The organism is Nitratireductor thuwali (assembly GCF_036621415.1).
Taxonomy (GTDB): domain Bacteria; phylum Pseudomonadota; class Alphaproteobacteria; order Rhizobiales; family Rhizobiaceae; genus Chelativorans; species Chelativorans thuwali.
Map to the genome: position 1 here is coordinate 1347687 of NZ_CP030941.1, position 14012 is coordinate 1361698.

The following is a 14012-nucleotide window of genomic DNA, read 5'->3' on the forward strand; positions in this document are numbered from 1 at the left end:
TGCAGCGCCGGCCTTGGCGCAAGGGCGGCCGATCACCGCCGCCCGCCGGCACGATAGAGCAATTCCGGCAGAAGTGGAAACCCCTGGCCGGGCTCAACGAACCGTTTCGGTGACCGTCGCCTCGATGTGATCGACCAGCGCGTCCGGCAGTTTCAGCCTGCCGGCAAGCATGTCGAGATAGCCGCGCTCAGCCCGGCTTTTCGGCTCGATGGCAAGACGCGAAGCCGTGTAGAGTTCGATCTTCTGGGCATCGGTCTCGGCTGCGTTCACCAGGGCGTCGAGGTCGACAGGCTTTTCAAGTTCCGCGACCAGGAAGGCCTCGGCTTCCTCGCCTATCCCCGAAAGGTGCAGGCGGTCGGCGATCTTCTTGCGTTCCGCCTCGTCGATATGGCCGTCGGCCCGCGCCGCCGCAACCATGGCGCGCACCAGGGCGAACGCGAATTCCTGCTCTCCCTGGGGCGCCTGGGCCGGATGGAAGGTCGTATCGACGGGCGGCGGCAGCAGATCGCCGTCTTCCGCGGCGCCCTCCTCCGGCTTCTTGCCGCTCTGGTAATTCTGATAAGCCTTGTAGGCGAGGCCAGCGACGGCAGCCATGCCGCCCAGCTTCACGGCATTCCTGGTGAGTTTGCGCCCTGTCCCGGTGCCGAGCAACACAGCCACGATCGCGCCGGTGGCCAATGGATTGTCCTTGGCCAGCTGCGACATCTGCCCGGCCTTGTCCCGCACCGTATTTTCCGTTCCGGGGACATTGCTGCCCAGGAAATCGTCAAGCAGCTTTCTCGCATCGATCATGGCGTTCTCCTCGTGAAATTCAGTCCCCGCGCCCGCTACGCGATCTCAGGTAGGCGGTGACGGCGGAAAAAACAATGTAGCATTGTGCGGATGGAACGGGGAGCGCCGACGGTCAGCCCTGGCCAATGGGAAAGGCACGGCCGCGCTGGCGCGCCAACTCCACCTGCCGCTGTCTTTCGGCGTAGCGCGCCCGTTCGGCCTCGCTCTTGGTCTCATGGCAACGGGGGCAGGAAACACCTTCCCTGAAATGCACTGACTGCCGCTCCTCGGGTGTCAGCGGATGCCGACAGGCGCGGCACAACGTGGCGCTTCCCTCCACGAGCCCGTGGCCGACGGACACGCGTTCATCGAAGACGAAGCACTCACCTTCCCAGAGGCTTTCCTGGGGCGGTACCTCCTCCAGATATTTCAGGATGCCGCCCTTCAGATGAAACACGTCCTCCAGCCCCCGCATGCGTAGATAGGCCGTCGCCTTCTCGCAGCGAATGCCGCCGGTGCAGAACATCGCCACCTTTCGGCCCTTGAGGCTTTCGAGGTTTTCATCCACCCAGCGGGGAAATTCGGTAAAACTCTCCGTCGACGGGTCGACAGCATCGCGAAAGGAGCCGATGGCCGTCTCATAGGCGTTGCGCGTGTCGATGACGACTGTATCGGGCTGCGAGACGAGCGCGTTCCACGCCCTGGGATCGACATAGGTTCCGGCCTCAGCCGCCGGATCCACGCCTTCCACGCCCATGGTCACGATCTCCTTCTTCAGCCGCACCTTCATGCGGTGAAAAGGCATGTGCGACGCCCGGCTGTACTTGAAATCGGGCGTGCCCAGCCCCGGAACGGCCGTTAGATGGGCGGTGAGTTGCCCGATTGCATCGGCACTGCCAGCCACCGTCCCGTTGATGCCTTCGCGCGCCAGGAGCAGCGTCCCGCGAATGCCGAGCCTGCGGCAAAGGGCAACCAGCGGCTCCCGCAGCGCCTCGAAATCGTCGAGACGCGCAAAGCGGTAAAGCGCCAGCACCGTGATCGGCTCGTCTGCTCCGGTTTCCTGCATGGGCGCGTCCTACGCCGCGATGGGGGCAAAGGCAAGACGGGCAGCCGCGGCGCCCATCGTGTCAGCGGTAATTTTATGCAGATTTATCCACGGTGGCCGGACCTGGAGGACAATGCCCTGGAAACGCAATGGAGACCGCGCCCAATGATATCCGCAGACACCGCCAGCAAAATCGCCAAGGCCGCCGCCCAAGCAGGCTTTGAACCAGCCGCCCTGTTGGCCCTGGTCGAGGTCGAGAGCGCCGGACGCCCGCACGCGCTCGTCGAAGGCCGCAAGGAACCGCTGATACGGTTCGAAGCCCACTATTTCGACCGCCGCCTGGAAGGTGAGGCCAGGCAGCGGGCACGGGACGAAGGTTTGGCATCGCCGCGGGCCGGAGCGGTGCGCAACCCGCCCAGCCAGGCGGCCCGCTGGACGCTTCTGGAACGGGCCTGCCGGATCGACCGCGCCGCCGCCTATGAATCGGTTTCGTGGGGCGTCGGCCAGGTGATGGGCGCCCACTGGTCGCGGCTCGGCTACGAGAATGTGGAAGCACTGGTGGCCGAAGCACGCAGCGGCGTAGAGGGGCAATTGCGCCTCACCCTGCGCTATATAGCCATGGCCGGGCTGGCCAAGGCCCTGAAGGAGAAGGACTGGCAGGCCTTTGCACGCGGGTACAACGGCCCCGGCTATGCCCGCAACGGCTACCATCTTAAGCTGTCGCTGGCCTATCGTCGTCATGCGCGCGGCCCTTTCGAGACATCGGAAGTGCGACCGAGGCAGAAGCCGGCAGGAACCAACGTGTGGCGCACCGGGGATGCCGGCGCTCAGATCAGGCATATCCAGACCCTGCTCTGCGCGCTGGGCTATCCAGTCGCCGTCGATGGCGCATTTGGGCCCCGCACCCGCGCCGCCATCCTGCGCTTCCAGCGGTCGGAAGGCCTGCGGCAGGATGGTGTTGCCGGCCCTGAGACGCTCCTTGCCATGGAACAGGGGCTGCCGCTTGCGGGCGCGGGTCAGCGCTTCCGGAGGGCGTTCGCGGCCTTCTGGCGTCGCGCCAGGCGCCTCATCCTGTAACGCGCGCCAGAGTACCAGCCAAGGCGGGCATTTGTACTTTGCCGCTGAATCGGTTTAAGGAAACGCGAAACGATCGCAGGAGCCAGTCATGAAAAAGAACATGGAACGACTTGTGGAAATTCTGTCGGGTCAGCCGGTCATTCCCGTTCTCAAGATCGACCGGCTCGCCGATGCCGCGCCCCTGGCCCATGCGCTGGCCAAGGGCGGACTGCCCGCGGTGGAGATCACCCTGCGCACGCCCGACGCGCTGGACGCCATCCGGCTCGTCGCGGACGAGGTGCCGGAGGCGATCGTCGGCGCCGGCACCATCTTGTCGGCGAAGGATTACTCCAACGCCGTCAAGGCCGGAGCCCAATTCATCGTCTCGCCCGGTACCACACAGGAGCTTCTGGACGCGGCAAGCCAGTCCGACGTCCCCTTCCTCCCGGGCGCCATCACCCCCAGCGAGATCATGGCCGCCCGCGAGGAAGGCTATCGGGTACTGAAGTTCTTTCCGGCGGAACAGGCCGGCGGCGCATCGTTCCTGAAATCACTCTCATCGCCCATCGCCGACATCCGCTTCTGCCCGACCGGCGGCATCTCGACGAAGAACGCGAAAGACTATCTCTCGCTGCCCAACGTCCTGTGCGTCGGCGGCTCCTGGGTCGCGCCCGACGACGCGCTGCAGGCCGGCGACTGGGATCGGGTCGAGAAGCTCGCGCGAGAGGCTTCGCAATTGCGCTAAATGATGGAGAGCCCTTTGGGCCTCTCACCCGTTTCACAGTCGGGTAAAATGTCGAAAAACAAAGCGCCGGAAACATCCGGCGCTTTTTTTACCGCGCCGCAAACTTTGCTACCGACAGGAAGGTCACAGCCTTTCCCGTAAAGCGGCGGGCGTCGGTCACCATCCCGTCCTGCTGGAACCCGTCCGTGTAGACCGCGCTGGGCGCCTCGGCGATTTTGGGTGTGAAGGACGGAGTCTTGGTCCGATGGGTCTTGTTGAGCACGGATTCACGGCTGAGCACCAGTTGGCCACGGACGGACTTCACCGGGACCACCACCGGCTTGGGTTCCGGACGCGCATCGCGGGGCCCGGGCTTCGCAGCCTTGGGAGTTGTCCTTGCGCTCTCCGCGATCGCCCTGCTGGCGGTGCCTTTCGACGCATCCTCCAGCATGGCCAGCCGAGGCGACGACGAGATCGGGCCGGCATTCTTCTCGACTGCGCCCTGCGTGGAGGCGGATGACGCCATCGGGACGGTCTTGGCCGCTTCAACAACAGCGGCCTTTGCCTCCGGCACTGCATCCGCAAGCGCTGCGACGACATACTCGGTCGGAACAGCCGCCGGGCTGGCATCCTGCTCTGCTGCCGCAGTCAGGGCCGAACCCGCATCGTCGCGCGGCGCCCCGTCGTTGGAGGCGAGAAGCTCTGCGATCGCATCGGCAGGGCCGGATCCTTCGGGCCGCCGCGTCGGCGTTACGAACGCAGTGGCCGTCGGCAGATCGTCGTCCTCGTCTGCCTCGACTTGGGCCATCTGCACAGCCGGCGCCGCATGGTCCGGCCGCGGCGAGGGCACGGGAACCGGTTTCGCGAATTGGAATGGAATCTCGTCCGGCGCAGGCGCTTCGGCGAGAGCCGTTTCCTCCTGGGCCCCGGCCTGCGGCTGCGAACCCGGATTCTCAGCTCGGGCCTGCTGCGCTGGCGTCGGAGCGGCGGAAGCGACCGCAAGCTCGGTCCCCACCCCGACGTCGGGACGCGGTGCCGTGCGTGGCAGCGGCAGGGCGCGGGCGGGCAAGGCGGCCAGGATGGTGGCTGGCGTCTTGGCTTTCGGCTCAGGGGCCTGGGGTTCCGGCGCGGCTCGGGCGGTTTGCGCCTGCGGACGTGGTGCAGCCGCCGCGACCTGGGTGGTGGATTCGGCTATATCCTCTTCCTCGTCAGCTCCACCGCCGAACAGCGCGGCAAGCAGGCCGCGGCCGCGGGGGCGCGTGTTTTCATTGGCAATCTGGATGGTTCCGCCGCTGCGCTTGCGCGCCTCATAGGAGGCAAGCGCCTGCTGATAGCCCGGCAGCGGCTTGCCGTCCGTCGGCACGTGTAGCGTTTTGCCGCCCGGGAAGACGGCCATGAGTTCCTTGCGGCTCATGCGCGGCCAGTGGCGCACATTACCGACATCCAGGTGAATGAAGGGGGAGCCCGAGCGCGGATAGTACCCAACGCCGCCCGCTTCCAGCTTCAACCCGGCATTACGCAGGCTCGCGAGCTTGACACCCGGAATGTAGAAATCAACGGCCTTGCCGAGCATGTGCTGGCTTTGCTTGGCGACGCCGCTGGAGCGGCTGCGCAGCATCGCATTGGTCTGCGGCGACCGATAGGCGGAGACCACGTGAATATAATCGCGCGCGCCGGTGGCCCGGTAGACTTCCCAGAGCGCATCGAGCAAGCGCGGGTCCATCTTTGTCGGCTCATTGCGCCGCCAGTCGCGCAGGAAGCGGTTGATCTCGTTGAGACCGCTCTGGATATAGCGCCCGTTGCGCTTATAGGTGATCTCCGCCCGCTCCTTCGTGTGAATGAAATAGAGCTTGAGCGTCCGCGTCTCCGCGCTTGCGGGAGCGGCGGCAAACATGAATGCTATGGCTATCAGTAGTCCGGCTGCCACACTTCTGGAGCCGAACAAGGCCTTGCGCCATCCATGATGTCGAATCTGGTTGTTTTTCAACTCGTGGCCTTATCGGCTGGAACTGTCCCCGAAGCGATGATCAAAGGGCTCTCCTGCCCCTGAACACCCGAAGTCTCCATCGTAATGGTTAATCGAGCCTTATTGAAGTAGCAATGCTCTTAGACAATGGCGATAAAGTGACGGGCTCGACGCGTATTAAGGCTAGGTAAATAAACGCTTAAAGGCGCGATGGAGAAGCGGGCGGCTCAGGCCTGCCGCGAGCGCTCGTCACCGGGCTCGATGCCCATTTCCTTGAGTTTGCGGTAAAGCGTGGAACGGCCAATGCCGAGTCGGCGCGCCACTTCGCTCATCTGGCCGCTATAGTGGTCGATGGCGAACCGTATGATCTGATGCTCCAGTGCTTGCAGCTTCTGCACCTGCCCCCGGTCGTCGAGGACACGCAGGAGGCCAGCATGCAGCGGCTGCCGCTCGACCGGAACATCCTGCGCCTGATTGGCCAGCGGGAATACCCCATCGGCCGCGACAGGCGGCCCGCCGACGTCCTTTTCGAGCACATCCTCGTCTATCCCGCGCACCTGTGCGCGGATCTGCGGAAAGTCTGCCGCCGTCAGCGCCTCGGTCTCGCATAGCACCATCGCCCGAAACACGGCATTTTCGAGCTGGCGGATATTGCCCGGCCAGTCATAGGCCGACAGCATGTCCAGTGCATCCGCAGATATGCCCCTGATCTTGCGGCCATTCGCCGAATCGGCGAAGCGCCCGATGAAATGCTGCACCAGGATCGGCACGTCCTCCTTGCGGTCGCGAAGCGGCGGCACCATGATCGGGAAAACGTTGAGGCGGTAGTAAAGGTCTTCCCTGAACCGTCCTTCCCTGACCCGCTGGAGCAGATCGTGATTGGTCGCTGAAATCAGCCTTATATCGACCTTGACAGTCCCGCGTCCGCCCACCGGATCGACCTCGCCCTCCTGTATGGCGCGCAGCAGCTTGACCTGGACATCGAGCGGCAGATCGCCGATCTCGTCGAGGAACAGCGTCCCCGAGCTTGCCTCGACGAACTTGCCCGTATGCTTTTCCGTTGCGCCGGTAAAAGCACCCTTTTCATGGCCGAACAGGATGCTTTCCACGAGATTATCGGGTATCGCCCCGCAATTCACCGTCACGAACGGTTTGCCGCGGCGCACGCTCTCGCCGCGAATGGCCTGCGCGATCAGTTCCTTCCCGACCCCCGATTCGCCCTCGATGAGAATGGGAATATCGGTCGTCGCCGCCTTCTGGCAAAGCCGGAGAACGCGCGCCATGGCTTCGCTGTCGGTGACGATATCGCGCAGGGAGAAGCTGCTGCCGCGCCGCGCCGGCTGCTTTCGCACCGCGCCGCCCAGTTCCTCCACCTTCAGCGCGTCGCGCAAGGCCTTGCCGATCCTGTCCGGCGACGCCGGCTTCACCACGAAATCGAATGCGCCCGCCCGCATCGCCTGCACCGCGGTGTCGATGCCGCCCTTGGCCGTCTGGACGATGACGGGCACTTCGAAATTGAGCGCGCGCATGCGCTGAAGCACTTCGATCCCGCCCATGCCCGGCATGACGAGATCGAGGATGACCGCGCACAGACCGCCTGCCCCGCCCTCTTCGACCACATCCATAGCCGCGGCTCCGCTGTCCGCCGACCGGGCAGCCAAGCCGAGCCGGCCGACAATGGCCTCCAGAAGGCGGCGCTGGACCGGGTCGTCGTCGACTATCAATACCGCATCGGACATGTTTGCCACAGCTTCCAAAAATCGCGCGAATGTAGACTTGGGCGGACTGGAACAATATGGCACAGGCTTCTAAACAGGCATTCAAGAAATCAGGTGAATCAATCCTTCGCGCCTTATGGCGCATTTGAACAGCAGCCTAGGTCCGGACCCTAGAACCAATGGAGCAATTTATGGCCTATCGCCCAGGCTCAGGCGCAGAGCTTTCCCATGCCCCGGCGACCCAGGGCACGGACGGCACGAGGATCAGCGGTGCCCTGGGCGACCTGCCGGAATGGAACCTGGCCGATCTCTACCCTGCCATCGACTGCCCGGAACTGACGGCCGATCTGAAGCGGGCGGAAGAAGACGCGATCGCCTTCGAAAAGGCATGGAAGGGCCGGCTGGAGGCGGAAGCCGCCAAGGGCGCGTCAGGCCGCCTTGGGCAGGCGGTGCGCGAGTTCGAGGCGCTGGACGAGCTTTTCGGCCGCATCGGCTCCTATGCCGGCCTCACCTATGCCGACGACACCTCTGACCCCGAGCGCGCCAAATTCTATGGAGACGTGCAGGAAAAGCTGACCGATGCGAGCACCCATCTTCTGTTCTTCTCGCTGGAGCTCAACAAGATCGACGACGCGCTGATCGAAAAGGCGCTCGCGGAGGATTCCGGCTTCGGCCATTATCGCCCCTGGGTGCTCGACCTGCGCAAGGAAAAGCCGCACCAGCTCGACGACAAGAGCGAGCTGCTGTTCCACGAGAGTTTCGTAGTAGGGCGCGGCGCGTGGAACCGGCTTTTCGACGAGACCATGACCAGCCTGCGCTTTGACGTGGACGGCGAGGAGCTGTCGCTCGAGCCGACGCTGAGCATGCTCCAGGACGCGGATGGCGAAAAGCGTCGCAAAGCGGCCGAGGCCCTTGCGGAAACGCTGCGTGGCAATATGCGCATCTTCACCCTGATCACCAATACGCTGGCCAAGGAGAAGGAGATATCCGACCGCTGGCGCAGCTTCGCCGACGTCGCCGATTCGCGCCATCTGGCGAACCGCGTCGAACGGGAAGTGGTGGACGCCCTGGCGCAGTCCGTGCATGAGGCCTATCCGCGCCTGTCGCACCGCTACTACGCCATGAAGGCGAAGTGGCTCGGCATGGATAAGCTGAACCACTGGGACCGCAACGCACCGCTGCCGGATACGCCGCAAACGGTCATCGCATGGGAAGACGCCCGCCAGATGGTACTGTCGGCCTACCGCTCATTCGCGCCTGAAATGGCTGAGATCGCAAGCCGCTTCTTCGACCGCCGCTGGATCGACGCCCCCGTGCGGCCGGGCAAGTCGCCCGGCGCCTTCGCCCATCCCACCGTGCCCTCGGCCCACCCTTACGTCCTGTTGAACTACATGGGCAAGCCGCGCGACGTGATGACGCTCGCCCACGAGCTCGGTCACGGCGTCCATCAGGTGCTCGCCGGCGGACAGGGCCCGCTCATGGCCTCGACGCCGCTGACGCTCGCCGAGACGGCTTCCGTATTCGGCGAGATGCTCACCTTCCGCTCGCTTCTCGATCGCACTGCGGACCGGCGCGAGCGCAAGGCCATACTGGCCCAGAAGGTCGAGGATATGATCAATACGGTCGTACGCCAGATCGCCTTCTACGAGTTCGAGCGCAAACTGCACCTGGAACGGCGCAAGGGCGAATTGACATCCGACCGTCTAGGCGAATTGTGGCTCGAGGTCCAGAAGGAAAGCCTTGGGCCGGCGGTGAACCTGCGCGAAGGGTACGAGACCTTCTGGGCTTACATACCCCACTTCATCCACTCGCCGTTCTACGTCTATGCTTATGCTTTCGGCGATTGTCTGGTGAATTCGCTGTTCGCCGTCTATCAGCAGGCGGAGGAAGGCTTTCAGGAAAAATACTTCGAGATGCTGAAGGCCGGTGGAACCAAGCACCATTCCGAACTGCTCGCGCCCTTCGGTCTCGACGCCTCGGATCCGTCCTTTTGGACCAAGGGGCTGTCCGTTATCGAAGATCTGATCGACGAGTTGCAGGAACTGGACGAGGTACCGGCGCCCGGCGGCGCAGTGCCGTAGGACCGCCGGCCTGCGGCATCAATTTCCAGATTGCTACCGGCCAGCCTGGAGCCTGAGTTCACCTTGGCAGCAACCGACGCCCCCAGGAGAGCCCGCGCCGTCTTTCGCAACGATTTGACGGGAGAACGGCAGGATTTTGCCGATCCCGGCAAGCTCCTGCTGGCGCACAGGCCTAGCCAGGTTGCCGAAACGCTCGATGCAGCGGAGGCGTGCCGCCTGGCGGGCAAATGGCTGGCCGGCTACGTTTCCTACGAGGCCGGTTACGCACTCGATCCTTCGCTCGCCCTGCATATGCCGGAAGAAAGGCGCGTGCCCCTCGTCTGCCTCGGCGTGTTTGACGCACCTTCCGATGCACCCGCCGCACCGGCACCGGGCGAGGAGCCGCACCTATCCGGACCGGTCGCCCTATGGAGCCTTGACGACTATCGCGCGCGTTTCGAGGACCTGCACCGTCATCTGGCGCTGGGCGACTGCTACCAGGGCAATCTCACTTTCCCTGTCCGCGCGAGATGGCGAGGCGATCCGTTTGCGCTGTTCGAGCGGCTGACCGTCCGCCAGCCCGTGCGCTACGCCTCCTTCATAGATCTCGGCGGCCCTTCGGTTCTGTCGCGCTCGCCCGAGCTCTTCTTCGACGTATCGGGCGATGGCTTCATCGAAACCATGCCGATGAAGGGGACGATGCCGCGCGGCGCCAGTACCGAGCAGGACGAGCATCTGAAAGAGCTCCTGCGCTCGGACCCCAAGAACCTAGCGGAGAACCGGATGATCGTCGATCTCCTGCGCAACGATATCTCCCGCGTCAGCCAAACCGGCACGCTGGAAGTTCCCGATCTCTTCCGCGTCGAAACCTATCCCACGGTGCACCAGATGGTCAGCCGTGTGCGCGCAAGGCTGAGCGAGGGCGTCACGCTGCGGGAGATCTTCACGGCACTTTTTCCCTGCGGATCGGTGACCGGCGCGCCCAAGATCAGCGCCATGAAAATTCTGCGCCGGCTGGAAAGCGGCCCGCGTGACGTCTATTGCGGCGCGATCGGCTGGGCCGCGCCCGACGGGCGCATGCGCTTCAACGTGGCGATCCGCACGATCACACTCCATGGCAACGGAGAAGCCGTGTTCAACGTGGGTGGCGGCGTGGTCTTCGATTCCACCGCCGAGGGCGAGTATGAAGAAGCGCTGCTGAAGGCCCGTTTTGCAACGGGCGAGGTGCCGCGAACGCTTTAGCGGCTATTGAGCGACCTGTTCGCGCGTTAGGGCTGTTGGCCATTTTCGCTTTATTGTGACGCTGAACTGTGATTTTCCAACGCGACCGCATGCTTCCCCGGACCTTGAGGAGAACCATCCCAAATGGCGAAAAACGACTGGCCCGTCCACGGCGAGATTACCGGCCCTATCGTGATGATCGGCTTCGGCTCGATCGGGCGGGGAACACTTCCCCTTCTCGAGCGCCATTTCAAATACGACAAGTCGCGCATGGTGGTGATCGACCCCAGCGACGAGCATCGCAGCCTGCTCGACGAGCGCGGCATCCGGTTCGTCCAGTCCCCCGTGACCAGGGAGAACTACAAGGAGTTTCTCACGCCGCTTCTGACCGAGGGCGAAGGCCAGGGCTTTTGCGTCAACCTTTCCGTCGACACCTCCTCGCTCGACCTGATGAAGCTGTGCCGCAAGCTGAAGGTTCTTTACATCGACACCGTTGTCGAACCGTGGCTGGGCTTTTACTTCGACAAGACCGCCGACAATGCCTCGCGCACCAATTATGCCCTGCGTGAGACCGTGCGCCAGGAAAAGCGCAGGAATCCCGGCGGCACGACGGCCGTCTCAACCTGTGGCGCGAATCCGGGGATGGTCTCCTGGTTCGTAAAGCAGGGTCTGGTGAACCTAGCCGGCGATCTGGGCGTCGACGTCAAGGAACCCGGGGCGGAAGACCGCGAAGGCTGGGCGAAGCTGATGAAGAAGCTCGGCGTTAAGGGCATTCACATCGCGGAGCGCGATACGCAGCGCACCAAGGATCCCAAGCCCATGAACGTCTTCTGGAACACATGGTCAGTGGAAGGCTTCATCTCCGAGGGTCTGCAGCCCGCAGAACTCGGCTGGGGTACCCATGAGAACTGGAAGCCCAAGAACGCCCGCAAGCAAAAAAAGGGATGCAAGGCGGCGATCTTCCTGGAGCAGCCGGGGGCCAACACCCGCGTGCGCACCTGGTGCCCGACGCCCGGCCAGCAATACGGCTTCCTCGTCACCCATAATGAATCGATCTCGATCTCGGACTACTACACGGTCCGGGACAGGAAGGGCAAAGTCGTCTACCGCCCCACCTGCCACTATGCCTATCACCCCTGCAACGACGCCGTGCTTTCGCTGCACGAGATGTTCGGCGCCGGCGGCAAGGCACAGCCCGTGCAGCACGTCCTCGACGAGAACGAGCTCGTGGACGGTGCCGACGAGCTGGGCGTCCTGATCTACGGCCATGAGAAGAACGCCTACTGGTTCGGCTCGCAGCTTTCGCTGGAAGAGACGCGTCAACTGGCGCCCTACCAGAACGCCACCGGACTTCAGGTGTCATCGGCCGTCATCGCCGGCATGGTCTGGGCGCTCGAGAACCCCGAGGCCGGCATCGTCGAAGCCGACGAAATGGATTATCGCCGCTGCCTGGAGATCCAGCGACCCTATCTCGGCCCGGTAAAAGGCTATTACACCGACTGGACGCCGCTCGAAGGCCGCCCGGGGCTTTTCCCCGAGGACATCGACGAAAAGGATCCATGGCAATTCCGCAACATTCTCGTGCGCTGATGCGCAAAGGACATGTTTTGCTTGCATTATCTGGCGTTTATGGCGAATGAATCGGGCATTCGAGGAGAGGAGGCCGCTATGGTCAATTATCGCAGGGTCGGACCGCTGGCTGTGGTCGCGGCGACATTAATCGTCTCCGGCTGCGTGGGCGGCGTGACGCCGCGCGAGATCGCTTCGCGCCCCACGGGCGTCGAAGGCCAGTGGATGGATACCCAGGGCGTCGCGATTTCCACATTCTCTGGAGGGCGCTTCGATTCCGTCGCCACCGATACAGGCAGCAAGCTTTCGGAAGGCACGTACCGTATGCGTGACAGAAACAATGTCGAGATAACGATGACCTCGCTCATCCGCCAGACAAGGACGAACGTCAATTGCGCGCTGGTTTCGCCAAACCAGCTGAACTGCACCAATGCCTCCGGCCAGAATTTCGTTCTGACCCGGCGCGGCGGCGTGTCCTGATCACACGCCTTCGAAAAGAGCGCGCAAGGGGAATGACCCTTGCGCACCCGCACGCCCGCCTGCAATAAAGCCTCCGGACAATTGCGGGAGGAGCAATGGCCGCCTATTACGACGCGTCCGAAACACGCGATCCGTTCGAGCGCGAAGCGGAACTTTTCACGCGCCTGCCGGATTTTCTTCGCCGCGCGGCTGCCGAGGCGCCGGGGCTTGCGTCCTGGCTTTCGAACGTGGATTTTGCCGCCGTCAGGACGCGCGGCAATCTCGCGCGCCTTCCGGTTCTGCGCAAGTCGGAACTGCTGGAGCGCCAGCGCGCCGACCCGCCTTTCGGCGGCTTCGTTCCCGCCAGCCATCTGAAGGGCTCCCGCCTTTTCATGTCGCCCGGACCCTTGTGGGAAGCGCAGCCGCCCGGCGCCGATCCTTGGGGCGCGGCACGGGCATTCTTCGCCGCGGGCGTGCGCCCCGGCGACATCGTCCACAATGCGTTCGCCTATCACATGACCCCCGGCGGCTTTGTGCTGGATGAAGGCGCGCGCGCCTTCGGCTGCGCCGTGTTTCCCGCCGGCACGGGAAACACAGACATGCAGGTGGAAGCTGCCTCCCATCTGCGTCCCGCCGTCTATTGCGGCACACCGGATTATCTCAAGGTCATGCTGGACCGGGCGGAAGAGATGGGCCGCCCGCTGACCTCGTTCAAGCGCGGCCTTGTCTCCGGAGGAGCGCTCTTTCCTTCCTTGCGAGAGGAATATGCCGGCCGTGGCGTCAGCGTCTACCAGTGCTACGCCACCGCTGAATTCGGCGTCATCGCCTATGAAACCTGCGACGAGGACGGGGCCCCGCTGCCCGGCATGGTCCTCAATGAAGACCTCATCGTGGAGATCGTCCGCCCCGGTTCCGATGAGCCGGTGCCGGACGGCGAGGTGGGCGAGATCGTGGTGACGGGCTTCAATCCGGCCTATCCGCTCGTGAGGCTCGGCACCGGTGACCTTTCGGCCATCCTGCCAGGCCAAAGCCCGTGCGGCCGCACCAACCGCCGCATCAAGGGCTGGATGGGCCGCGCCGACCAGCGCACCAAGATCAAGGGCATGTTCGTCGATCCCAGGCAGGTGGCCGAGCTCCTGCGCCGCCACCGCGAGCTCGCCCGCGCGCGCCTAGTCGTCACCAGACGCAACGAGAGCGACAGCATGGCCCTGCATGTCGAGCCGGCAAACGGTGCCATGATCGACCGGGAAGCCGTGGCGGCCTCGTTGAGGGACATCACCAAGCTCGGCGGCGCGGTCGAAGTAGCCTCGCCCGGAACCCTGCCGAACGACGGCAAGGTGATCGCCGATGAACGGCAGTACGCCGGCTAAACCGAACGCCGGAAGGATCGTGCGGGACGCCCAGCCGGCGCAGGTTTCCCTTG

11 protein-coding genes are annotated in these 14012 nt (G+C 64.1%); 7 read left to right on the forward strand and 4 right to left on the reverse strand.

Going from position 1 to position 14012, the window contains the following annotated elements; translation table 11 throughout:
* Positions 1–93: 93 nt before the first annotated feature.
* Entirely contained in the window at positions 94–792 is a 699-nt protein-coding gene (locus tag NTH_RS06435) for a tellurite resistance TerB family protein (protein ID WP_338529254.1), read from the reverse strand.
* A gap of 112 nt (positions 793–904) precedes the next feature.
* A complete protein-coding gene (locus NTH_RS06440; RefSeq protein WP_338529255.1) occupies positions 905–1837 on the reverse strand; it encodes a rhodanese-related sulfurtransferase in 933 nt (310 codons plus the stop codon).
* Positions 1838–1981: 144 nt separating this feature from the next.
* Between NTH_RS06440 and NTH_RS06445 the strand changes: the two genes are divergently transcribed.
* Both NTH_RS06445 and NTH_RS06450 read left to right on the forward strand, forming a co-directional pair.
* The gene (locus NTH_RS06445; protein ID WP_338529256.1) at positions 1982–2893 is read left to right on the forward strand and encodes an N-acetylmuramidase domain-containing protein; all 912 of its coding nucleotides are present in this window, start codon (positions 1982–1984) and stop codon (positions 2891–2893) included.
* An 88-nt stretch (positions 2894–2981) separates the two neighbouring features.
* Entirely contained in the window at positions 2982–3617 is a 636-nt protein-coding gene (locus NTH_RS06450; RefSeq protein ID WP_338529257.1) for a 2-dehydro-3-deoxy-phosphogluconate aldolase, read from the forward strand.
* A gap of 88 nt (positions 3618–3705) precedes the next feature.
* On the opposite strand, the gene NTH_RS06455 is transcribed toward NTH_RS06450, so the two are convergent.
* The gene (locus NTH_RS06455) at positions 3706–5490 is read right to left on the reverse strand and encodes a DUF882 domain-containing protein (RefSeq protein ID WP_338529258.1); all 1785 of its coding nucleotides are present in this window, start codon (positions 5488–5490) and stop codon (positions 3706–3708) included.
* Positions 5491–5789: 299 nt separating this feature from the next.
* Entirely contained in the window at positions 5790–7301 is a 1512-nt protein-coding gene (locus NTH_RS06460) for a sigma-54-dependent transcriptional regulator (protein WP_338529259.1), read from the reverse strand.
* A gap of 158 nt (positions 7302–7459) precedes the next feature.
* Between NTH_RS06460 and NTH_RS06465 the strand changes: the two genes are divergently transcribed.
* The 5 genes from NTH_RS06465 to NTH_RS06485 all read left to right on the forward strand — a co-directional run bounded on the left by NTH_RS06465 (position 7460) and on the right by NTH_RS06485 (position 13959).
* Positions 7460–9361 carry a M3 family oligoendopeptidase gene (locus NTH_RS06465; protein ID WP_338529260.1) on the forward strand — a complete coding sequence of 634 codons (1902 nt, stop codon included), beginning with the start codon at positions 7460–7462 and terminating at the stop codon, positions 9359–9361.
* A gap of 63 nt (positions 9362–9424) precedes the next feature.
* The gene (locus NTH_RS06470; RefSeq protein ID WP_338529261.1) at positions 9425–10582 is read left to right on the forward strand and encodes an aminodeoxychorismate synthase component I; all 1158 of its coding nucleotides are present in this window, start codon (positions 9425–9427) and stop codon (positions 10580–10582) included.
* A 123-nt stretch (positions 10583–10705) separates the two neighbouring features.
* Positions 10706–12151 (forward strand): homospermidine synthase, encoded by a 1446-nt coding sequence (locus NTH_RS06475; RefSeq protein ID WP_338529262.1) that lies wholly within the window; start codon positions 10706–10708, stop codon positions 12149–12151.
* Between the two features lie 78 nt (positions 12152–12229).
* The gene (locus NTH_RS06480; protein ID WP_338529263.1) at positions 12230–12610 is read left to right on the forward strand and encodes a hypothetical protein; all 381 of its coding nucleotides are present in this window, start codon (positions 12230–12232) and stop codon (positions 12608–12610) included.
* A gap of 95 nt (positions 12611–12705) precedes the next feature.
* Positions 12706–13959, forward strand: coding sequence for a phenylacetate--CoA ligase family protein (locus NTH_RS06485; protein WP_338529264.1), 1254 nt, complete (start codon positions 12706–12708; stop codon positions 13957–13959).
* The last annotated feature ends 53 nt before the right edge of the window (positions 13960–14012 follow it).

Coding starts and splice junctions, on each gene's coding strand:
- NTH_RS06435 (WP_338529254.1), bottom strand. CDS start 792: ATGATCGATGCGAGAAAGCTGCTTGACGATTTCCTGGGCAGCAATGTC.
- NTH_RS06440 (WP_338529255.1), bottom strand. CDS start 1,837: ATGCAGGAAACCGGAGCAGACGAGCCGATCACGGTGCTGGCGCTTTAC.
- NTH_RS06445 (WP_338529256.1), top strand. CDS start 1,982: ATGATATCCGCAGACACCGCCAGCAAAATCGCCAAGGCCGCCGCCCAA.
- NTH_RS06450 (WP_338529257.1), top strand. CDS start 2,982: ATGAAAAAGAACATGGAACGACTTGTGGAAATTCTGTCGGGTCAGCCG.
- NTH_RS06455 (WP_338529258.1), bottom strand. CDS start 5,490: ATGTTTGCCGCCGCTCCCGCAAGCGCGGAGACGCGGACGCTCAAGCTC.
- NTH_RS06460 (WP_338529259.1), bottom strand. CDS start 7,301: ATGTCCGATGCGGTATTGATAGTCGACGACGACCCGGTCCAGCGCCGC.
- NTH_RS06465 (WP_338529260.1), top strand. CDS start 7,460: ATGGAGCAATTTATGGCCTATCGCCCAGGCTCAGGCGCAGAGCTTTCC.
- NTH_RS06475 (WP_338529262.1), top strand. CDS start 10,706: ATGGCGAAAAACGACTGGCCCGTCCACGGCGAGATTACCGGCCCTATC.
- NTH_RS06480 (WP_338529263.1), top strand. CDS start 12,230: ATGGTCAATTATCGCAGGGTCGGACCGCTGGCTGTGGTCGCGGCGACA.
- NTH_RS06485 (WP_338529264.1), top strand. CDS start 12,706: ATGGCCGCCTATTACGACGCGTCCGAAACACGCGATCCGTTCGAGCGC.